This is a genomic window from Streptomyces pyxinae (genome assembly GCF_024756275.1).
Classification (GTDB): Bacteria; Actinomycetota; Actinomycetes; order Streptomycetales; family Streptomycetaceae; genus Streptomyces; species Streptomyces pyxinae.
The window spans coordinates 69,937-91,742 of sequence record NZ_JANUGQ010000015.1; the positions used below are offsets into that span (position 1 = coordinate 69,937).

Below are 21,806 nucleotides of genomic sequence, written 5' to 3' on the forward strand. Positions count from 1 at the left end.
TGAGCCCGGGCCCCGGAACCCGGCCCGGGTGCCTCCCGGGCCCGGACCGGGCCGCCGGGTCGTACCGGCCGCCGTGAACCCGGGCGCTTGTGCCGTGCCGTACGGCGCCGGTGGACCGCCCCGCCGGAGTCGTACGCCCCGTCCGGCCGGTCCGGCGCCGCGCACCGGGCCGCCGGATCACCGGGGGCCCGGGGCCGGAGACCGCATGCGCCGGTGCGGGTCCGCGCGCCGAGGTGCGGCGTTCGTGTCGCGGAACCGGGCGCGGGTGCCGCCGAAGCGGGCGCGGGCGCTCCCCGCCCCGCGGCCCCGGCGGGCTCAGCTCGCGGCGGCGCCGAACCACTTCGGCAGCGCGCCGAGCAGCTCCCGCTGGTCCTCGCCGGCCCAGGCCACATGCCCGTCCGGCCGCAGCAGCACGGCGGGCACGTCCAGTTCCTCGCTGCCGTCGACGACATGGTCGACCCGGTCCGCCCAGCCCGCCGCCGAGAGCCGGCCGGTCCGGTCGAGCAGCAGGCCCTTGCCGCCGTGCGTCAGCTCGTAGAGGCGCCGCCCCCGCGTCAGCCGTACGTCCCGCAGGCGCCGGCCGAGCAGTTCATGGCCCTCGCCGAAGTCGTAGCGGACCCCGATCGCGGTGATCTTCTCGATCAGGTACCGGTTCACCTCCTCGAAGTCCATCAGTTCCGCCAGCAGTCGGCGCACCGCCCGGGGCCCCGGGGCGGCGGACAGCAGTTCCATCTGCGCACGGGTGTTGTCCAGCACGTCGGCGGCCACCGGGTGGCGTTCGGTGTGATAGCTGTCCAACAGCCCCTCGGGCGCCCAGCCGTCGATCTCGGCGGCCAGCTTCCAGCCCAGGTTGAACGCGTCCTGGATGCCGAGGTTGAGGCCCTGCCCACCGGTCGGCGGATGGATGTGCGCCGCGTCGCCGGCGAGCAGCACCCGCCCCGTCCGGTAACGCTCGGCCAGCCGGGTGGCGTCACCGAAGCGGGAGATCCGGCGCGGCGAGTGCACCCCGAAGTCGGTGCCGCCGTACGCGCGCAGCTGCCGCCGCAGCTCCTCCAGGGTGGGCGGGACCGCGCGGTCCGGGGCCACCCCCTCCGCGGGCACGATGATCCGGTACAGGCCGTCCCCGAGCGGCATGGCGCCGAACCGCAGCTGGGTCCTGCGGACCTCGGCCATCACGGCGGTCAGCGTCTCCGGGTCCACGTCCAGTTCCGCCTCGGCCAGCAGCGTCTCGGTGCTGCTCGGCTCGCCCGGGAAGCCGGTGCCGAGCAGCTTCCGCACCGTGCTGCGGCCGCCGTCGCAGCCGACCAGATGGCGCGAGCGCAGCCGCGTACCGTCGGCCAGTTCGGCGGTGACCCCGTGCTCGTCCTGGCTCAGTCCGGTCAGTTCGCTCCCGCGCCGGATCTCGGCGCCCAGTTCGACGGCGCGTTCACCCAGCAGGCGCTCGGTGAGGGCCTGCGGGATGCCGAGGACATACGCGTGCGTGGTGTCCAGCCGGTCGGGCCACGGCTTGTCGATGGCGGCGAAGCCGCCGCCCGCGGACCGCCGGCCGAGCGCGAGGAACCGGTCCGCCAGACCGCGCTGGTCCAGTACCTCCACGCTGCGCGCGTGCAGGCCGAGCGCCCGGGACTCCCCGGCCGGCTCCGCCAGCCGCTCCAGCACGACCGTCCGCGCCCCGTGCAGCCGCAGTTCGGCGGCGAGCATCAGGCCCACCGGCCCGCCGCCGGCCACGATCACATCAATCATTCCCACTCCCCCGGAATCGTGCTTCGGCCGGTGATTCTGCGGGAGGACGGGGGCCTTGCCGCAAGGCCCCCTGTGCGCTATACCTTGAGAGTGGCAAGGAGTGGGCGAACTCCTTGCCTTTCTCTTTGCGCCCGTCGTGCGCCGGTTCCTGGGCGCCGAGGCCGCCCGTCACCGGCCGGATCCACCGGGCGACTTCACCAGGGGATGTTCCGCCAGGGGCTGCCCGCGTCCGCCAGCAGCAGCCGGTGCGAGACGAGCGCGTCCTCGTAGTACGGGCCGTACTCCTCGTCGTCGAAGCGCAGTGCCCGGCCCAGGACATAGCCGGCCGAGAAGTCCTCCCAGGATCGGTACGCGGCCTTGCTCAGCGCCCCGGCGTGCACGATGGTCCGCTCCGCCTGGTACGGATCGCAGAGCCGGGCGGCCAGCCCCCAGCGGGCCAGGCAGGCGGCCCGCCCGTAGTCGTACGCGGCGGCCGTGGTCACCCGGCCGTCGCCGGGCAGCAGCCCGTCCGCCCGGAACCGGGCCTCGTACCGCATGATCCGGCGGACCAGCTCCTCCATGTCCGCGACCACGTCCGGCGGGGCGCCCTCGTCGTGCAGGGTCCCGGCGGCGGTCTCCCGCCACAGATCGGCGGGCGGCGACTCGCCGAGACCCCGGCGCAGTTGCTCGCGCACCCGCAGGGCGAACTCGGGCGCGGCCGGGCTGTTGCGGTACTCCAGCAGGGCGGAGACCTGGGTCTGCCAGCCCGCGTGGTCGGTGAGGCCCCAGTCGCGCTCCATGGCGCGGCGCTGCCCGGGGTAGTCGTCGTAGACCGTGCCGGCCTCGTTCCACGGCACCCCGTCGCGGACCGCCAGATGCGCCCCGCAGGCGAGGCCGAAGGCGAGCGGACCGTGCAGCGGCCCGGTGTGCAGCGCCAGCAGCCGGGGCCGGGTGGTGCGCTCGTTCTCCGCGTAGTGGCGGCGCCAGACCGCCCGGTGCTCAGGGGTCGCCGGAAGACTGACGGCGGCCGGGGTGCCGCCGTTGACCACCAGGAACTGCTGGGGGCCGGACCAGTCGAACCGGGCCACCCAGTCCAGGCTGACGCCGTGGAACACCCAGTCGGGGTGCCAGGGCGGCAGCATGCCCCGGGTCAGCAGCGGCTTGCAGAGCCAGCCGGTGGCCGGGTCCTGCACGGCCCGCCAGGTGACCATGTCCGGTTCGGCGTCCACCTCGTGCCGGTACTGCCCGATGTAGAGCTCCTCGGCGGCGAGCACCCGCAGTTGCGCCGCCACGTCGCCGCGCAGCCCGGCCTCGTACAGCTCCCGCTCGATCACGGTGGGCGGGGTCCAGTTCATGACCACGGCAGGCTCCGGAAGGGGCTCGCCGGATCGCCGGTCAGCACGCGGTGCTGGGCGACGGACTCCTGGTACGTCAGGCCGAACGCGCCCTCGTCGAAGGCGAGGACCCGGGCCAGGGCGTACGCCGCCGAGAAGGCCGCCCAGGATCCGTACGTCTCCCGGCTGAGCCGGCCGGCCGTCAGCACCGCCTCCTCGGCCCGGCCCGGGTCACAGAGCCGGGCGCCGAGCCCGAGCCGCACCAGGCAGACCACCCGGCCGTAGTCGAACGCGGCCAGGGAGTCGACGCGTTCCCCGGCGGCGAGCAGCCCGTCCCGGCGGAACGCCGCCTCGTAGCCGGTGATCCGCTCGACGACGGTACGGAGCTCCGCCCGGGTGTCCGCGCCGGCCCGGCGCCGGTCCAGCGCCCGCCCGGTCTCCTTCTGCCACTCGTCCGGGGACGGCTCCCGGCCCAGCCGGCGGGCCAGAGCGGTACGGGTGGTGAGCGCGAGCGCCTCCTCCCGGCCGCAGAGCCGCGCCCCGTGCAGGGCGGCCAGGGCCTCGGCGAATCCGGCCCGGTGGGTGACGCCCCAGGTCCGCCGGAGCCTGGCCGCGTCCTCGGCGTAGCCGAAGCAGGTGGCGCCGAGGTCGTTCCAGGCCATGCTGTTGTGCACCGACAGATGGGCGCCGCAGCCCAGTCCGTGCGCCAGGGCGCCGTCGCGCGGCTGCCCGGCGTGGGTGAGCAGCAGGCCGCGCGGGGGGCCACCGGTGGCGGTGGCGGCACGGCGCCAGCCGGCCCGGTCGGCGGGGCGCGCCCCGGTGCTGACCGCCCAGGGGGTACCGGGGTTGACGGCCAGCCGCAGCCGGCCGCCCGGCCAGCTGTCCGCCAGCTCGCCCAGGGTGAGGGCGCGGTGCACCTGCTCGGGGTGCCAGGGCGGGAGCGATCCTGCGGTGTGGACGGCGATGCTCCGCTTGCCGGTCGCCGGGTCCCGCACCGGGGTGAGCGGGGCGGTGAAGCCCGGGGTGTCGGCCGCCAGCCGGTCCAGCGGCAGAAAGAGCCGGACACCGGCCAGGGCGGCCGGCAGCGCCGCCGGATCGCCGCCGAGGGAGGCTTCGTACAACCGCTGTTCGATCGCGGTGGGCGCGAACGGCGTTCCCGGTGCCCCCGCTGCTCCTGACGCCCCCGGTGCTCCCGGCGGAGCCCCGGATCCCGGCGCCGCCGGCCCCTCCGCCGTTGTCCCCCGCGCCGCTGTCATTCCCGTTGCCCCCGCTGTCCCGTCGTCCCCGGTATCCCCGTTTCCACAGGGGTGATCTTATGAACTCACCGGGGAGGCGTGGCCGTCAGGTCAGAATTCGGCATCGGCCGGGGGCGGGGGCTCCTCCCCGGCGGTGCCCTCGGGGGCGTACCGCAGCACCCCCCACATCGCGTGCTCGTCCGGGGCGTCGGCCGGGCCGGTCACCCGGCAGCCGTCCAGGGCCTTGAGCAGTGCCTCGCCGTCGGTGCCGGAGCCGATCAGCACCAGCTGGGTGAGCCGGTCGGCGCCGGGCGGCCAGGGTTCGGGGCGGAAGCGCAGAAAGCGGCCGACCGCGTGGATCGCGTACCGGTTGCCGGGGTCGGCGGCACCGAAGTCCACGAAGCCCTTGATCCGGTAGAGCCCCTGGGGGCGCGAGTCCAGGAACTCCAGCAGCCGGCGCGGGTGCAGTGGACCGGGCGCGGTGAAGGAGACCGTCTCGTACGCCGCGTGCGCGTGCGGCTCGGCGACCGCGTACACCTCGTCCAGGTCCTCGAAGGAGAGCTGCCGCGCGCCCCCGTCGTCCTCCCGGACCACCCGGTCGAAGAGCAGCTCGGGATCGACCCGTCCGTACACCGCCTCGGTCACGGCGGCCCGTCCGGCGAGACCGGTGACGGCTCCCCGTACCCGCCGCAGTTCCTCGGCGGACACCCGGTCCGCCTTGTTGACGACCACCAGGTCCGCGATGGCCAGATGGCGGTCGGTCTCCGGATGGCGTTCCCGGGTGGCGTCGAACTCGGCCGCGTCGATCACCTGGACCAGACCCCCGTACAGGATCCGGTCGTTGTCGCTGGCCAGGATCATCCGGACCAGCTCCTGCGGCTCCGCGAGCCCGCTCGCCTCGATGACGATCACGTCCAGCCGGGCGGCGGGGCGGGTGAGCGTCTCCAGATAGGTGTCCAGCTCACTCGCGTCCACGGCACAGCACAGACAGCCGTTGCCCAGCGAGACGGTCGAACCGACCTGCCCGGCCACGGTCATGGCGTCCACCTCGATGGAGCCGAAGTCATTGACCATGACACCGATACGGGTGCCACGCGCGCTCCGCAGCAACTGGTTGAGCAGCGTGGTCTTGCCCGACCCCAGAAAGCCCGCGAGGACGACGACGGGGATCTGCTGCGCGCTCAAGGACGGCCCTCTCTCGGTCGTGGACGAACCCCCAGAATCGCACGCCGCCGGCCCCCGCCGGAACCGCCCGCCCGGTCACCCGCCGGGCTCGGGCCGGTCGCGCGCCGGACCGCTCGGCCGGCATTCCGCCGGGCAGGAGCCGGTCGTGCCCCGGGCCGCCCGCCCGGGGCCGGGCACCCGGTCGTCCGCCGGGGGACGCGCGGGCGGCGGCGGGTCGTGCGCCGGGGCCCTGCGGGCCGGTCGCCCGCCAGGACCGTGCGGTCGGCCGTCCACCGGGTGCCCACGGGGAGTCGGCCGGAAGTCCACCGGGCTCACATGACCGGTCGTGCCCCGGACGCGGGCTCGCGGGGAGGGACGGTCGCGTGCCGGACGGCGGCTCGCGGGGACTGGGCGGCCGGTGCGGTGCCCGGCGTTTCGCCGGTGGCCGGGGACCCGTACCGTCGTCCCATGACCGCCGCGCCGGGATCCGCGCCGCCGCGCGCGTCCGGCCGACGGACGCGCCCCGGCTGGCCGCAGCGTGTCTTCGCGCAGGCGCTGCTGATGCAGCTGACCGTCGTCACCGGGGTGACGGTGCTGGTCACCGGCCTGTTCCTGGCACCGCTCGGGAACCAGCTGGACGACCAGGCGATGCGGCGCGCGCTGGCCATCGCCGGCACCGCCGCGTCCCCGGAGGTCGCCGCCGGGCTGCTCGGCTCCCGGCCGGAGCCCGGCGGCCCGGTGCAGCGGGCGGCCGAGCGGATCCGGCGGACCACCGGCGCCGAGTACGTGGTGGTCATGGACCGCCACGGGGTGCGCTGGTCCCACACCGACCCCGGGCAGATCGGCCGGCTGGTCTCCACCGACCCGAGCGACGCGCTGGCCGGCCGGGAGGTGATGGAGATCGCCGACGGCACCCTCGGCCGCTCGGCGCGGGGCAAGGTCCCGCTGCGCGCGGCGGACGGCCGGATCGTCGGCGCGGTCTCGGTCGGCATCGAGTACGAGAGCGTGCGCGCCCGGCTGCTCGCGGCGCTCCCCGGACTGCTCGCCTGCGCGGGCGGGGCGCTCGCCGTCGGGGCGCTCGCCGCCCTGCTGCTCTCCCGCCGCTTCCGGCGCCGCACCCATGACCTGGCCTTCTCCGACATCTCGGCGCTGCTGGCCGAGCGGGAGGCGATGCTGCACGGCATCCGGGAGGGGGTGGTGGCGCTGGACGCCGCCGGCCGGATACGGCTCCTCAACGACGAGGCCCAGCGGCTCCTGGGGCTCGGCCCGGAGGCCACCGGCCGCCCGCTGGACGAGGTGCTGGGGCCGAGCCGGACGGCCGAGGTGCTGACCGGCCGGGTGGCGGGCGAGGACCTGGTGGCGGTGCGGGGGCGGCGGGTGCTGGTCGCCAACCGGATGCCCACCGACGACGGGGGCGCCGTCGCCACCCTGCGCGACCGCACCGAACTGGAGCGGCTGGGGCGCGAACTGGACTCCACGCACGGGCTGATCGACGCCCTGCGGGCCCAGGACCACGAGCACGCCAACCGGCTGCACACCCTGCTCGGACTGCTGGATCTTGAGCTGCACCAGGAGGCGGTGGAGTTCCTCACCGAGGTCGTGGGCGGCCGGCGGGCGACGGCCGAGGAGGTCACCGAGAAGGTGCGCGACCCGCTGGTCGCCGCGCTGCTGGTCGGCAAGGCGACGGTGGCGGCCGAGCGCGGGGTGGCGCTGCGGCTGGCCCCGGACACCCTGCTGCCGGACCGGCTGGTGGACCCGGCCGAGCTGGTGACGGTGGTGGGCAACCTGGTCGACAACGCGCTGGACGCGGCCGCCGGGTCGGACGCGCCGCTGGTGGAGGTGGAGCTGCGCGCCGAGGGGCGGACGGTGGTGCTGCGGGTGACGGACAGCGGGCCGGGAGTCCCCGAGGAGCTGCGCGAACGGGTCTTCACCGAGGGCTGGTCGACCAAGGCGGGCCCCGCCCATGGCGCCGGCCGGGGCCTCGGCCTGGCACTGGTCCGCCGGCTGGCCGAGCGCCGGGGCGGCACCGCCCGGGTGGCCGGTGTCCCCGGGCGCCCGGCCACGGCGGTCCCGGGCGGGGGCCGGCCGGACTCCGCAGACCTGGACCCGGCGGCCTCCAGCGGGAACCGGCCGGAGTCCACGGGCCCGGCCCCGGCGGACCTGACCACGGCGGCCCCGGGTGCGACGACCCCCGGTGCGGCGATCCCGGCCCCGGCCCCGGCGGTCCCGGGCGGGGACGGACCGAAGACCGAGGGCCGGGACGGAGCGGCCCCGGCGGAGCTGGCCATGGCGGGGGACCAGGCCACGGCCGGGGGCCTTCGCGGCCCGGTGGGCCCGGGCGCCGCGACCTGCTCCGGCGGACATGGAGCGGTGGGCCCGGCGCGCGACACCGGGGAGCCGGGCTCCGGCGGCCGGGGGGCCGAGTTCACCGTCGTCCTCCCCGAGGCCCTCGCCCCACCGGCCCCGGACCCGGGCCCGGCCGCCCCACCGCCCCCCGGCGCAGACCCGGCCGCCCCACTGACCCCGGGCACGGCCCCGGACCCGCTCGCGGACCCCGGTTCGGCCCCCGGCCCGGGCCCGGAGGGCCATCGGCCGCCGGGCGGTGCGCCGGGCGCCCGGACCGGCGGGGCGGCGACGGGAGGAGCGGCGCGGTGATCGGCGTACTCGTGGTGGACGACGACCCCCGGGTCGCGGAGATCAACGCCGCCTATGTGGCGAAGGTGCCGGGCTTCCGGGTGGTGGCCCGGGCGCATTCGGCGGCCGGGGCACTGGCCAGGGCCGGAGAGCTGCCGGTCGATCTGATCCTGCTCGACCACTATCTGCCGGACGGCACCGGGCTGGGGGTCGTCGCCGAGCTGCGCCGGCGCGGCCACCAGGCGGACGTGATCATGGTGACGGCCGCCCGGGACGTCGCCACCGTGCAGGCCGCCCAGCGCCACGGGGCGCTCCAGTACCTGGTGAAGCCGTTCTCCTTCGCGGGCCTGCGCCCCAAGCTGGAGGCGTACGCCCGGCTGCGGACCACCCTGGCGGGCGGCGGCGAGGCGGAGCAGGCCGAGGTGGACCGGATCTTCGGCGCCCTCTCGGCCCCCACCGGCGCGCCCGGGCTGCCCAAGGGCCACTCCCCCACGACGGCCGAGGTGGTGCGGCGGGCGCTGCTCGCGGCGGACGGCCCGCTCTCCGCCCAGGAGCTCGCGGAGCGCGCCGGGATCAGCCGCCAGACCGCCCAGCGGTATCTGAAGCTGCTGGAGCGGACGGGCCGGGTCCGGCTGTCGCTGCGGTACGGCGAGACCGGCCGCCCCGAGCACCGGTACGCCTGGACCGGCGCCGGCTGACGCACCGGGGCCCCTGCGGCCCGGCGTCCCGTCGGGACACGGGCGTTCGCCCCCGGCCCCGTACCCCCGCGGCGCCCTGCACCGCGCCCGCCCCCGTCAGGGCCCGCACCTCGGTCTCCGCGTGCCGGGCCGGGTCCGGGCGCTCGGACGAGGTGACCGTCCCCGGCCAGCCCGCCAGAAGGCCCAGCGGAACGGAGACCAGGCCCGGGTTCTGAAGCGGGAAGAGCTGGAAGTCCAGGTCCGGGAAGAGCGAGTGGAGCAGCACCGGCAGATTGGCCGACGCGGCCACCGCGAAGGCGAGACCGACCAGGAAGGCCACATTCAGATAGCGGGCCGGCAGACCGAGCGCGACCGCCACCGCCCCGATCCCGGCGGCGACCGGCCGGGCCACGGTCACCTCGCGGCGGGGCGGCGCGGAGGGCCGCCGGAGGGAGGCGTACAGATCGTGGGCGACCGAGGCCGAGGAGGCAAGGGTGATCCCGGCGACCACGGCCAGGATGGTGGCGAAGGCGACGGCGGCGACCACCGCGAAGAGAATCGTGCCCCCGGTCGACCCCGGGCCCCCGCCCAGCTCGGTGGCGAGCAGCGGTCAGCGAACCGTTCGGCCGCGTGCCAAGGATGGGCAGATCGGGCGGTTCCCGGATTCCTCTCGCCGGATCTTCATCCCATCGAGTGGTCCGGCAAGGGACCGGCCCCCGAAGCGGCACACACGTGCCGGCTTCGGGGGCCGTGGCATCGGCACCGGGTGGCCCCGGACGGGATCCGGCGGACCCCGCCCGGGGCGCCCGGTCACCGGGGCGGACGGCTCAGACGTCGATCTTGGTCCGGTCCAGGGTCGCCGCCGAGCCGGTGATGAACTCCTTGCGCGGCGCCACCTCATTGCCCATCAGCAGGTCGAAGACCCGCTCGGAGGACTCCAGGTCCCCGATGTTGATCCGGCGCAGGGTCCGGTGGCGCGGATCCATGGTGGTCTCCGCGAGCTGGTCGGCGTCCATCTCGCCCAGACCCTTGTACCGCTGGATCGAGTCCTTGTACCGGACGCCCTTGCGCTGGAACTCCAGCAGGGTCTGGCGGAGTTCGTTGTCCGAGTACGTGTAGACGTACTTGTCCTGGCCCTTCTTGGGCTGGATCAGCTCGATCCGGTGCAGCGGCGGCACGGCGGCGAAGACCCGGCCCGCCTCCACCATCGGCCGCATGTACCGCTGGAAGAGCGTCAGCAGCAGACAGCGGATGTGGGCACCGTCCACATCGGCGTCGACCAGCAGGACGATCTTTCCGTAGCGGGCCGCGTCGATGTCGAAGGTGCGGCCCGAACCGGCTCCTATGACCTGGATGATGGCCCCGCACTCGGCGTTCTTCAGCATGTCCGAGACGGACGACTTCTGAACGTTGAGGATCTTGCCCCGGATCGGCAGCAGCGCCTGGAACTCGCTGTTCCGGGCGAGTTTGGCGGTGCCCAGCGCGGAGTCGCCCTCCACGATGAACAGTTCGCTGCGCTCCACGTCGTCGCTGCGGCAGTCGGCCAGCTTGGCCGGGAGCGAGGAGGACTCCAGGGCCGTCTTGCGGCGCTGCGCCTCCTTGTGCTGCCGGGCGGCGATCCGGGTGCGGGCGGCCGCCACGGCCTTCTCCAGCACCGCCCGGGCCTGCGCCTTGGCGTCCCGCTTGGTGGAGGTGAGGAACGCCTTGAGCTCCTTGGCGATCACATTGGCGACGATCCGGTTGGCCGCCGAGGTGCCCAGCACCTCCTTGGTCTGGCCCTCGAACTGCGGCTCCGCGAGCCGCACCGTCACCACCGCGGTGAGGCCCTCCAGGGCGTCGTCCTTGACGATGTCGTCCTCGGCGACGCGCAGCAGCTTGGCCGAGCGCAGCACCTCGTTGACGGTCTTGGTCACCGAGCGCTCGAAGCCGGTGACATGGGTGCCGCCCTTGGGGGTGGCGATGATGTTCACGAAGGACTTGAGCGTGGTGTCGTACCCGGTGCCCCAGCGCAGCGCCACGTCCACGCCCAGTTCCCGGGTGACCTCGGTCGGGGTCATGTGGCCGCGGTCGTCCAGGACCGGCACGGTCTCCTTGAAGGTGCCCTGTCCGCTGAGCCGCAGCACGTCGCAGACGGCCTTGTCCTGCGCCAGGTACTCGCAGAACTCGCTGATGCCGCCGTCGAAACGGAAGGTCTCCTCAGTCTTGCCCTCGCCGTCGAGACCGCGCTCGTCCCGTACGACGATGGTGAGTCCGGGCACCAGGAAGGCGGTCTGCCGGGCGCGCTGGTAGAGCGTCTCCAGCGACAGCCGGGCGTCCTTGAGGAAGATCTGCCGGTCCGACCAGTACCGCACCCGCGTGCCGGTACGGGTCTTGGCCACCCGCTTGCCCTTGCGCAGCCCGTTGCCGGGGTCGAACGGCGCGTCCGGGCCCGACTCGGTGAAGATGCCCGGGACACCGCGCCGGAAGCTGATCGAGTGGGTGGCGCTGTTGCGGTCCACCTCCACGTCGAGCCGCGCCGACAGGGCGTTGACCACCGAGGCGCCCACTCCGTGCAGGCCGCCGGACGCGGCGTAGGAGCCGCCGCCGAACTTGCCGCCGGCGTGCAGCTTGGTCATGACGACCTCGACACCGGAGAGCCCGGTCTTGGGCTCCACGTCGACCGGGATGCCACGGCCGTTGTCCCGCACCTCCACGGAGCCGTCGTCGTGCAGCACCACCTCGATGTGGTCGCAGTAGCCGCCGAGGGCCTCGTCCACCGAGTTGTCGATGATCTCCCAGAGGCAGTGCATCAGACCGCGACTGTCCGTCGACCCGATGTACATACCGGGACGCTTGCGAACCGCTTCCAGCCCTTCGAGGACGAGCAGGTGCCGCGCGGTGTAGTTGGAACCGTCACGGTCTGCGGTCAGCAGCGCACTCGACGGCACGGACGATTGGGCGGTCACGCGGTTCGCTCCTCGCTGAATTTGAGATCCGGCCCCATGGGGTAAGGCCCGGCGACTGTAGCCGGTCCGAGGGTACAGAGCCCTGGTAGAGCGGCTGTTACGCCACCCTCGGGAAAATGTGCGCCCCTCCATCATCGCATGTGTGTTCGATGGCCGCGCCGCGTGACGTGCACATCACGTTCCCTTCGAGGCATGAACCATTTAGGCTCCGGGCACGTCCTCATGAACAACCGGCAACCCAGCCGGGAGGACAAGTGAGACACTGCAACGCGAAACCCGTAGAGCCCAGCAATACGGTTCCTTCGCCCCACACCGGTAGCAGACAGCCTTCCTGGAAGAACTTTCGAGGAAAAGCCACGAGCGGGAACGTTTTCGGCCTGGTTGGATGTTGACCCTGGTACGACAGCTCGTCGAGCTAGAGAAGAGGCGACGTGACTACTGTTCTGACCCCCGCGAGCCCGCTGACCGCGGCCGACCGCTGCGACCGTTGCGGCGCCCAGGCGTATCTGCGCGTCGTGCTGACCAGCGGTGGTGAACTGCTCTTCTGCGCCCACCACGGGCGCAAGTTCGAGCCGGAACTCAAGAAGATCGCCGCGGAAATACAGGATGAGACGGACCGGCTCACCGACGTGCCGGCCGGTGCAGTCGACGACGAGCGCTGACTCTCGGCGTCCCACGACGAGCCAGGGACCGGTCCAGGACCGGCCGACGGGCGGCCACCCTTTCCAGGGGTGGCCGCCCGTTCTCGTACCCCCGGCCGGGCAACGCCCTCGGCGGGCCGCCCGGGTGGCGACGGACGACGTCCCGGGGCCCCGGGGACCCGGCGCGGGCCGTGACCCGGGTACGCGGCACCCGCGGCCGGCGGCGCGCCCACCCGGCTCCCGCCGCCGGGGCGGGGCCGCCCCGGCTCCTGGAACCCGCCCGGAGGGCCGCAGCCACCCGCCGAAGGCCCGAAACCGGTGGCCCCGGCCTCGCCGGCCACCCTCGCCCGCCCCGTACGCCACAGGGGCCGCCAGGGCCCGGGGACCGCCGGCGGCCGACCGGGGCCTTCGGCGGTCTCCGGGTCTCCGGGCGCTTCGGGACCGCCGGCGACTGACGCCTACTGGGGCAGCGCCGCCGCCACCCGGGTGTAGACCCCGGGGCTGCCGGGCTCTCCGCAGCCGTTGCCCCAGGAGACCAGTCCGATCAGCTTCCCCTGGGCCACCAGCGGCCCGCCGCTGTCCCCCTGGCAGGCGTCCCGCCCCCCTTCCGGCTCGCCGGCGCAGAGCATGGTCACGGGGTCGTAGAGGCCGCCCTCGCCGCTCACGTACGCCCGCGCGCAGGTCTCGTCCGGCAGTACCCGGACCCGCGCCGAGCGCAGCCCGTACGCGTAGGTGCCGAATCCCGTGGTGTCACCCCAGCCGTAGACGGCCGCCGCGGTGCCGGGGCGGTACGCCGGGTCGCCCCGGCCGGCGAGCGGGAGGACGTACGACTGCGGCAGCGGACTCGCCAGGGTGAGGACGGCCAGGTCGCCGGCGTTGGTGACCGGGTCGTACTCCGGATTGACCCAGGACCCCGCCACCGGCACCTCCTGGCCGCCGGCGCCGCTGAGCCGGGTGCGCCCGGCGACCACCTTCAGGTCCGCCGGGCGGCCGGTGCCCGTGCCGAGCACCTCGGCCGACAGGCAGTGGGCCACCGTGGCGACCTTCGTCGGTGCCACCACGACACCCCCGCAGAACTGGCCCGCCCGGCTGCCCCCGAACCGGTCACGACTGGTCAGCGCCACCGCCCAGGGGCTGTCCTCGGCCCGCACCGGCTCACCGCCCACCACGACGCCGTCGGCGGCCGCCGGTGGTGGTACGAGCAGCGGCGCCACCGCCGCCACGGCGCCCAGCAGGGCGGCTCCGGTCCATGTCCGGCTGATGGGACGACGACGCATGAGGCCTCCTGACTCTCCGGTGAACGGGATTCACTCAGGGTCACCTCGATTGGAGCACAGCGCACCCGCACCGCGCGGCGGAATGGTCCCGGGATCCCCCGGTCCGGTGATGTCCGCCGGGCCGCGCCGCCCACCCGTGCCCGGCCCGGCCGCGCTCGCCGGAAAAGCCGGAGGGCCCGGCCCCCCGTCAGGGGAACCGGGCCCTCCGGCCGACGACGTCCGTCAATCCGTATCAGTCGAGGTAGTCGCGCAGCACCTGGGAGCGCGACGGGTGGCGCAGCTTCGACATGGTCTTGGACTCGATCTGGCGGATCCGCTCACGGGTCACCCCGTAGACCTTGCCGATCTCGTCCAGCGTCTTCGGCTGGCCGTCGGTGAGGCCGAAGCGCATGGAAACCACACCGGCCTCGCGCTCCGAGAGGGTGTCGAGGACCGAGTGCAGCTGCTCCTGGAGGAGCGTGAAGCTGACCGCGTCGGCCGGGACGACCGCCTCGGAGTCCTCGATCAGGTCACCGAACTCGCTGTCGCCGTCCTCGCCCAGCGGGGTGTGCAGCGAGATCGGCTCGCGGCCGTACTTCTGGACCTCGATGACCTTCTCCGGGGTCATGTCGAGCTCCTTGGCCAGCTCCTCCGGGGTGGGCTCGCGGCCCAGGTCCTGGAGCATCTGGCGCTGGACCCGGGCCAGCTTGTTGATGACCTCGACCATGTGCACCGGGATACGGATGGTGCGCGCCTGGTCGGCCATGGCCCGGGTGATCGCCTGCCGGATCCACCACGTGGCGTACGTGGAGAACTTGTAGCCCTTGGTGTAGTCGAACTTCTCGACCGCCCGGATGAGGCCCAGGTTGCCCTCCTGGATCAGGTCCAGGAAGAGCATGCCGCGCCCGGTGTAGCGCTTGGCCAGCGAGACGACCAGCCGGAGGTTGGCCTCCAGCAGGTGGTTCTTGGCCCGGCGGCCGTCCTCGGCGATGATCTCCAGCTCGCGTTTGAGCTTCGGGGCCAGCTTGTCGGCGTTGGCCAGCTTGTCCTCCGCGAAGAGGCCGGCCTCGATGCGCTTGGCGAGCTCGACCTCCTGCTCCGCGTTGAGGAGCGGGACCTTGCCGATCTGCTTCAGGTAGTCCTTGACCGGGTCGGCGGTGGCACCGGCCACGGCGACCTGCTGGGCGGGGGCGTCGTCCTCGTCCTCGTCCGAGAGCACGAAGCCCTTGTTCTCGCCCTCGGCCTCCTCGTCCTCGCCCTTGCCGGGCGCGACGTCCTCGAGCAGTTCCTCGCCCTCGATGAGCTCGTCGGCGTCCTTCTTGGCCGCCGTCTTCTTCGCGGTGGTCTTCTTGGCGGCGGTCTTCTTCACCGCCGTCTTCTTGGCCGCGGTCTTCTTCGCCGCCGCCTTCTTGGCCGGGGCACCGGCCTCATCGGCCGGGTCGTCCGCGCCCGGGCCCGCCGGGGCCGCGGAAGCGGCGACGGTCTTCGTCACGGCCGTCCTGGCGGTGACCGGCTTGGTGGCGGTGCGCTTGGCCGGGCTCTTCGCTGCGACGCTCTTGCGGGCGCGCTTCGGCGACTCCGCTGCACTGACCATCAGCGTCACACCCTCTTCCTCGAGGATCTGATTGAGGCTGCGCAGAACATTCTTCCACTGGGTTGGCGGAATCTGGTCAGCCTCGAAGGCCCGACGCACGTCATCGCCGGCAATCTGCCCATCAGCCTTTCCCCGCTCGATGAGCGCCATCACAGACTCGGACTCGGCGATCTCCGGCGGGAGCGTACGGGATGTGCTGGCCGACACGAACAACCTCTCGGAACGATGGAAACGGCTTCCGGCCCCGCCCGTGACCGGGCCGGAGCCGACGACCGCCGGCTGGGGATGTGCCGACGACGCGGGCGGAACCTCGGAGCTGGACAGCGCCGTGACCGGCGGCTGTATTCCCTCCTCGGCTGTCACCTCTTAGGTCATCGCGGTGTTCCGAGGAGCGTTACGCCCAATTCGCGTGGCCCGAGTCACACCCCATACGCGGCGAAGCGCCCCATAGTGGGCGAGATCGGCCCGAGGCCGTATCGCCGGGCACCGGACGCGTACCCCGGAGGCCCGGCGACACACCTGGGCGGAGGGCCGCGCCGGCGACCCGGCCGGTCAGTGCTCGCGCGGCGCGGGCACGACGCGCTCCACCTCCGGGTGGACCGTGAGCAGTTGCCGCATGGCCGCCTCGGCGGCCGGGGCGTCCCCGGCGGCGAGGGCCTCGACGATCCGCGCGTGATGGGCCAGGCAGGACTCGCCGGGGCGGTCGCAGCTGATCGCGGGGGCCCCGGAGACCTGGAGGGCGGCCGCGACGATGCCCGAGAGGTGCTCCAGCATCCGGTTCCCGGCGAGCTGGATCAGCAGGGAGTGGAATTCGGTGTCGGCCCGCGAGAACGTGACGGCGTCGCCCTGGGCCAGGGCGTGCCCCATGATCTCGACCATGTCGGAGAGGCGCTGCTGTACGTCCTCCCGGCCGTGCCCGGCGGCGAGCCGGGCGGCCAGCGGCTCGATCGTCCAGCGGAGCTCGGCCAGCTCCCGGCGCTGGTCGTCGCGCTGCGGCCCGAAGGCGCGCCATTCGATGATGTCCGGATCGAGGAGATTCCAGTCGCTGACGGGCCGGACCCGGGTGCCGACATTGGGGCGGGCGCTGACGAGGCCCTTGGCCTCCAGGACCCGGAGGGACTCCCGGACGACGGTGCGGGAGACCTCGAACCGCTGGCCGATCTCCTCGGGCACCAGCGGCCGGTCGGCGCCCAGATCGCCGGAGACGATCATCTGGCCGAGCTGCTGGACCAGTTGGCCGTGCAGACCGCGGCCCCGGCTGCCCGCCGCCCGGCGGCCGACGCGGCCCAGATCGGTGTCCGCGGCGTCCCAGGCGGGTGGTCCGACGCGGTCGGCGGCGGGCGTCTCCCCGTAGGAATAACGGTCGAGACCGCCCGGGGCGAGGCCGTTCTCGGCGGCGCGGGCGGCGGTCATCATGGTGTGCGCAAGGGTACTCACGCATCCTTTGTCGGCTCTGCTTCCACGGCCCTTGAGGTCTTTGGTGAAAAGCACACGAAAGGGTGATCGGCGCTCGCCCCTCAATTGACGCCTTTTCGGAAGGAAACGGGCATTTTCCAAGGGAGTTGCGCGGAAGTCACGACCGAAGGCCGTCGCGCGGAGCGCGGTCGGTCACCAGCGGGCCCGCTGCCGGAAGCCGGTGAACAGATAGGCGCAGAGCAGCGCCGAGAGCGACAACACCAGTGCGGCGCCGACCGGTTGGGCAACCACCCGGGCCGCCCCGAGCAGCCAGCGGTCGGCCTGGCCGGGCCACTGGGTCCAGGACAGCTCCCGCAGCCGGGCCGGGAGCCGGGCGAGCGAGCCCACCGACGGACCGGCGAGTACCCTCCCCACCAGGGGTGTGATCAGCACCGGCACGGCCAGTACGGCGGCCACCCCGGCGGCCGCCGCCCGGAACACCCCGGCGCCCAGCAGTCCGGCCCAGCCGCAGCCGACCACGAGAGCTGCCCAACTTCCGGCCAGTCGCTCCCAGTTGGCGGGTACGGAGACCAGCTCACCGCCGTAGACGAGGCGGAGGACGCCGAAGTCGGCCCCGGCGACGAGCAGTGCGAGGAGCAGGGCGGTGGCGGCGGTCACCGCCAGTTTGGCGAGCAGCAGGCCGAGGCGGCGCGGCACGGCGCCCCGGCCGGCGGCGAGCGCCGGGTAGCGGTACTCGTCCCCGAACGAGAGCGCGCCGAGCAGTCCGGCGCCGAACGCGGCGGGGGGCAGCGGGAAAAGTCCGGGCCAGGCGGCCAGGGCCGTGGGCAGCGGGGTCCGCCCGGTGCGTGCGAGCAGCACGGCGACGAGGGCGGAGGCGACGAGCACGGCGGCACCGGTGAGCGCGGCCGCGGGCACCCCGGTGAGCCTGCGCAGCTCGTAACGGACCGGGCGCAGCGGGCCGCGCACCGGCCGGGCGGGCGACACCGGCGCGGTCCCGGTGTCCGGGCCGGGACCCGGACCCCGGCCGGGCGGGGAACCGGCGGGCTCCGGGGCGCGCCCCTGGCCCGGGACGGGTTTCCGGTCCGCTCCGGGGCCGGTGTCGCCCGTCTCCTCGGCGAGCCGGTGCAGCGGGATCCCGTGCCGGTGGGCGGTCTCCCCGACCCGGGCGCAGTCGCTGCCGTAGACACTGAGCCGGTTGCCCTGTTCGGTGACCGCCTCCACGGAGCGCCGGGCCGCCCGGCCCTCGCGGACGAGCAACTCCGCGAGCCGGGCGGCGTGCGGGGTGCGCACGGCGACGCGCGGACGGAGCCGGGTGCGCGCGAAGGCGCCGCCGTCCTGGTCCGCGACGAGCCGCCCGCCGGCCACGGTGACGACCCGGTCCGCGGTACGGGCGGCCTCCTTGGGGTCGTCGGTGGCGTACAGGACGGTGCCGCCGTGGTCGGCGTGGACCCGGAGCAGCCGGTGCAGCCAGCCGGCTTCCCGGGGGGACAGACCGGCGGCCGGCTGGTCGAGGAGCAGGGTGTGCGGGTCGCCCAACAGGGCGACCGCGATGCCGAGTCGGCGGTCCATGCCGAGGGAGAGCGCACCGAGACGGTGGTCCCCGAGGCCGCCGAGTCCCACGATGTCGAGCAGTTCGTCGGCGCGCGCGGCGGGCATTCCGGCGGCGGCGCAGAGCATCCGCAGTTGTCCCCGCGCGGTGCGCGCCGGATGGCCGGGCACCGCGCCGAGCAGGACGCCGACCTCCCGGGCGGGGTGGGCGATGTGATGGAGGGGCCGCCCCCGGAAGTGGGTGACCCCACGGCCGGGTTCGAGTTCCAGCATCAGCCGCAGGGCCGTGGTCTTTCCCGCGCCCCGGGCGCCGAGCAGCGCGGTGACGCTCCCGGGGCGTGCTTCGAAGCTGAGGTCCCGCACGGCGGGCGGGCGGTCGCGGAGTGGTGTGCTGGTGAGTCCGATTGCCTGGAGCATCGCTTCTCCCGCGGTAGATGAGACCGCTCGGCGGCAGGTCGGGTACCGCAGCAAGATAACGCGACATTCCGGACTTTCGGCGCAACGGCCGAGCGTCACCCCGGGTGTCGGCCCGGTGCCGACCCGGGCTCGGCGCGGTTGCGGACGGCGGCCGACGGGCCTCGCGCGGCGGGCGGACCACCGGTCCGGGCGGAGGGCCTCCCGGTCTCCCCGGCTTGCCCGGTCTCCCCGGGCCGCGCGGGATCAGGCCTCGGGGCGGAGCATCGGCGGATTGAGCAGGGTGGCGCCGCCGGCCCGGAACAGCTGGGCGGGGCGGCCGCCCTGGCGGGTGGTGGTCCCGCCCGAGGGCACCAGGAAGCCCGGCGTACCGGTCACCTTCCGGTGGAAGTTGCGGGGGTCCAGAGCGACACCCCACACCGCCTCGTAGACCCGCCGCAGCTCGCCCACGGTGAACTCGGGCGGACAGAAGGCGGTGGCCAGCGAGGAGTACTCGATCTTGGAGCGTGCCCGCTCGACCCCGTCGGCCAGGATCCGCGCGTGGTCGAAGGCGAGCGGCGCCGGCTGTTCGCCGTCCTCCCGGCCGTCCCCGTCCAGTCGGCCGAGCAGCGACTCCACGGGCGCCCAGCGGGCGCTGTCGGCGTCCCCACCGGCGCGCGGTGCGGGCAGGTCGGGCGCCAGCGCGAGATGGGCGACGCTGACGACCCGCATCCGGGGGTCGCGCGCGGGATCGCCGTAGGTGGCCAGCTGTTCGAGATGGGCGCCGTTGCCGTCGGCGGGCGGCGCGGAGGCCGGGTCGGGGGCGGAGGCCGGGTCGTGGGCGGCGAGCCCGGTCTCCTCGGACAGCTCCCGGGCGGCGGCGGCCCCGAGGTCCTCGTCCGCCCGGACGAATCCGCCGGGCAGCGCCCAGCGCCCCTGGAACGGCGGCTCGCCGCGGCGGACCACCAAGGTGCACAGGGCGTGGCGGCGCACGGTGAGCACGACCAGATCGACGGTCACGGCGAAGGGCGGGAAGGCCGACGGGTCGTAGGGAGACATGCCGTGATCATAGTCGTCTTCCTGACGATAAGCACGCTCCCGCGCGGGCTCCGCCGGCCCGGAAGCGGCCGCGTCCGTACCGATGGTACGCACCGGTCATACCCCCAACTGAAGGCCATCGGCGGCCTCCTCGATCATGCCGAGCCCCTGCCGGGTGACCCGGACGGCGAAGGGCTCCCCCGCCACCCGGAGGCCGGCGAGCCGGAACGCGCCGAGCGGGGCGCCGGGCACCGGCTGGAGGGCGACCGTCCGGGCCGGGGCGTCGGGGCGCACCCCGGCGAGCGCCACCAGGATCTGCACGGCGGCGGCCGAGGCCACGGCGGCGGGGCGGCAGGCGGCCGGGTGCGGCACCGGAACGCTCCCGGCGGCTCGCTGCTCCCCCGCGTACATCTCGGGCAGCCGGTAGCCGAACACCTCGGCCGCGTCGAGCAGCCCCCGCGCCAGGGAGGCGGCCGACCGATCGTGCCCGGCGGCGGCGAGGCCCGTGACGGCCACCGCCGTCTCGTGCACCCGTACGGCGCCCGCGCGGTGACCGAACGGACTGTGCCCGGGCTCCTGGGTGCCGAGGCCGCGCAGCCCCCACCCCGAGTCGAGCGCGGGGGCGCCGAGCAGCCGGGCGAGCAGGCCGGTCCGCGCCTCGTCCAGCAGGCCGTCGGCGAGGCGTCCGCCCCCGAGCAGCCCGGTGTCCAGCAGATGGGCGGCGGCTCCGCCGAGGTGCGGCAGCGGTCTGCCGCCGTCCGTGAGGGCGGCGGCGGGCCGGCCTCCCGACGGGTCGTCGAGCCAGAACTCCTCCCGGAAACGCGCCCGCAGCGCACCGGCCCGGTCCTGCCACTCGGTGGCGTCCGGCCGACCGCACTCGGCCAGCAGCGCGGCGCCGAGGAGCAGGGCCCGGTGGGCGTGGGCCTGGGTCTCGGCTCGCCGGAGCCCGGTCGCGCCCGGGTCCCGGACCAGGCCGGTGGCGTCGGTGGCCGAGCGAAGCCAGCGCAGGCACCCCTCGGCGGCCGGGAGCAGCTCCGCGACCTCCTGTTCGGGCATGCCCCAGCGGCGGGCCTCCGCGAGCACCGCTGGGAAGGCGAGGGTGGCCTCCGCCCCGGTGCAGCCGGGCGGCAGATGGGGGCCGGCGTCCCGGAGCGGCCCGGGGATGCGGCCCTCGTCGGCGCCCGAGCCGGCGCGCCGGGCGCGCGCGAGGACCCGCAGGGTGGCGGCGGCGAGCCGGGTGCCGAGCGGGAGCGCCATCCTGGCCGCCCAGAGGGCCTCGGCCGGGGCGAGGCCGCACCGCCAGGGTGCCCCGGCGACGGCGTGGAGGTCGGCGGGGCGGGCCGGGTCCCGCACCAGGAGGGCCCGCAGATCGTCCTGCGCGGCGCCGAGGAACCGCTCCACCCGGGGATCGTCGCCCTCCACCCGCGCCTCGGCCAGCGGGCCGGCCCCGGCCCGGCCGGCCGGGCGAGTCGGGCGGCCGTCGCCGACCCGCAGTTCGATGGTCCGGGCCGCGCCCGGCGGAAGCTCCAGCTCCCACCGGAGCAGTCCGGCCGAGGCCAGGGCCAGCGCGTCCTTGGGCGCGGGAACGGCGCTGACGGTGGAGTGGCGGCCGTCCGGAGCGGTCCAGCGCAGCCCGGAGCCGTGCACCGAGGCGGGAAGCCCGGGGCCCGCCGTGCCGGTGGCCACGGCCCCCAGCTCCGCCAGATCCGTGCCCAGCTCCAGCTCGACGGGGAGCCGGACCGGCTGGCGGAGCGCGCTCCGGAAGGTGATCCGCTCCGTGCCCTCGGCGTCCCGGGTGCGCTCCACCGCCACACCCGGGTCGGGACCGATGTCCGCCGGGGTGCGCGCCACCGCCATGAACCTGGCCAGGCCGGCGGACACCATCCGGCCCAGTACCGGGACCGGGTCGCCACCGGCGATCCGGAGCCGGCTGACGGCCAGCACCCGGCGTCCCGAGCGGTAGACGCCCTCCACACCCTCTCCGGTGAGCTGGCCGTGGGCCGCCGAGAGCGCCAGGCACGGAAGGGCGACACAGATGAGCGTCTCGTGCACCGGCGGGAGCCCGCGCCCGCCGCCGGCGACGGGCGGGACGCGGCCGGCGACGGCCGGACGCCGGGGCTGCCCGGTGACGGCCCGGACGGGAACGGTGGAATCCATGGGTGGTCTGCTGAGCCTTCCGTGCGCTCCGGTGGGCCGCCGGAGGGACGAC

Annotated in this window: 13 protein-coding genes and 2 pseudogenes; 3 read left to right on the forward strand and 12 right to left on the reverse strand. The window is 75.0% G+C overall.

Annotation, left to right across the window (positions count from 1 at the left end; all coding sequences use genetic code 11):
- Positions 1-315: 315 nt before the first annotated feature.
- From rox to NX801_RS18455, 4 genes are all read right to left on the reverse strand, one after another.
- Positions 316-1,743, reverse strand: coding sequence for a rifampin monooxygenase (rox, locus tag NX801_RS18440; RefSeq protein ID WP_258788852.1), 1,428 nt, complete (start codon positions 1,741-1,743; stop codon positions 316-318).
- Positions 1,744-1,937: 194 nt separating this feature from the next.
- Positions 1,938-3,077: a DUF1266 domain-containing protein gene (locus tag NX801_RS18445; RefSeq protein ID WP_258788853.1), complete on the reverse strand. Its 1,140-nt coding sequence runs from the start codon at positions 3,075-3,077 to the stop codon at positions 1,938-1,940.
- Positions 3,074-4,177: a DUF1266 domain-containing protein gene (locus NX801_RS18450; RefSeq protein WP_258788854.1), complete on the reverse strand. Its 1,104-nt coding sequence runs from the start codon at positions 4,175-4,177 to the stop codon at positions 3,074-3,076. The genes NX801_RS18445 and NX801_RS18450 overlap by 4 nt, the downstream gene beginning before the upstream one ends.
- Positions 4,178-4,402: 225 nt before the next feature.
- Positions 4,403-5,476 (reverse strand): CobW family GTP-binding protein, encoded by a 1,074-nt coding sequence (locus NX801_RS18455; protein WP_258788855.1) that lies wholly within the window; start codon positions 5,474-5,476, stop codon positions 4,403-4,405.
- A 447-nt stretch (positions 5,477-5,923) separates the two neighbouring features.
- On the opposite strand from NX801_RS18455, the pseudogene NX801_RS18460 reads away from it, so the two are divergent.
- A pseudogene (locus NX801_RS18460) lies at positions 5,924-7,606 on the forward strand (sensor histidine kinase); the annotation flags it as partial.
- A 500-nt stretch (positions 7,607-8,106) separates the two neighbouring features.
- Entirely contained in the window at positions 8,107-8,787 is a 681-nt protein-coding gene (locus NX801_RS18465; RefSeq protein WP_258788856.1) for a response regulator, read from the forward strand.
- A 79-nt stretch (positions 8,788-8,866) separates the two neighbouring features.
- Here NX801_RS18465 and NX801_RS18470 read toward each other — a convergent pair.
- Both NX801_RS18470 and NX801_RS18475 read right to left on the reverse strand, forming a co-directional pair.
- Positions 8,867-9,376 (reverse strand): annotated as a pseudogene (locus tag NX801_RS18470) (sodium:solute symporter family transporter); the annotation flags it as partial.
- Positions 9,377-9,593: 217 nt separating this feature from the next.
- Positions 9,594-11,711 carry a DNA gyrase/topoisomerase IV subunit B gene (locus tag NX801_RS18475; RefSeq protein ID WP_258788857.1) on the reverse strand — a complete coding sequence of 706 codons (2,118 nt, stop codon included), beginning with the start codon at positions 11,709-11,711 and terminating at the stop codon, positions 9,594-9,596.
- A 431-nt stretch (positions 11,712-12,142) separates the two neighbouring features.
- On the opposite strand from NX801_RS18475, the gene NX801_RS18480 reads away from it, so the two are divergent.
- Positions 12,143-12,373 (forward strand): DUF7455 domain-containing protein, encoded by a 231-nt coding sequence (locus tag NX801_RS18480; protein ID WP_258788858.1) that lies wholly within the window; start codon positions 12,143-12,145, stop codon positions 12,371-12,373.
- Between the two features lie 437 nt (positions 12,374-12,810).
- On the opposite strand, the gene NX801_RS18485 is transcribed toward NX801_RS18480, so the two are convergent.
- The 6 genes from NX801_RS18485 to NX801_RS18510 form a co-directional block, all read right to left on the reverse strand.
- The gene (locus tag NX801_RS18485) at positions 12,811-13,629 is read right to left on the reverse strand and encodes a S1 family peptidase (protein ID WP_258788859.1); all 819 of its coding nucleotides are present in this window, start codon (positions 13,627-13,629) and stop codon (positions 12,811-12,813) included.
- A 232-nt stretch (positions 13,630-13,861) separates the two neighbouring features.
- Positions 13,862-15,409, reverse strand: a complete 1,548-nt coding sequence (locus NX801_RS18490; RefSeq protein ID WP_258788860.1) for an RNA polymerase sigma factor — start codon at positions 15,407-15,409, stop codon at positions 13,862-13,864.
- Between the two features lie 345 nt (positions 15,410-15,754).
- On the reverse strand, positions 15,755-16,639 hold the full coding sequence (locus NX801_RS18495; protein ID WP_258788861.1) for a FadR/GntR family transcriptional regulator: 885 nt from the start codon (positions 16,637-16,639) through the stop codon (positions 15,755-15,757).
- A gap of 171 nt (positions 16,640-16,810) precedes the next feature.
- Positions 16,811-18,583, reverse strand: a complete 1,773-nt coding sequence (locus NX801_RS18500; RefSeq protein ID WP_258788862.1) for an ATP-binding cassette domain-containing protein — start codon at positions 18,581-18,583, stop codon at positions 16,811-16,813.
- Between the two features lie 243 nt (positions 18,584-18,826).
- Positions 18,827-19,618 carry an NUDIX hydrolase gene (locus NX801_RS18505; RefSeq protein ID WP_258788863.1) on the reverse strand — a complete coding sequence of 264 codons (792 nt, stop codon included), beginning with the start codon at positions 19,616-19,618 and terminating at the stop codon, positions 18,827-18,829.
- Positions 19,619-19,714: 96 nt separating this feature from the next.
- Entirely contained in the window at positions 19,715-21,754 is a 2,040-nt protein-coding gene (locus NX801_RS18510; RefSeq protein WP_258788864.1) for a glycogen debranching N-terminal domain-containing protein, read from the reverse strand.
- Between the last annotated feature and the right edge of the window lie 52 nt (positions 21,755-21,806).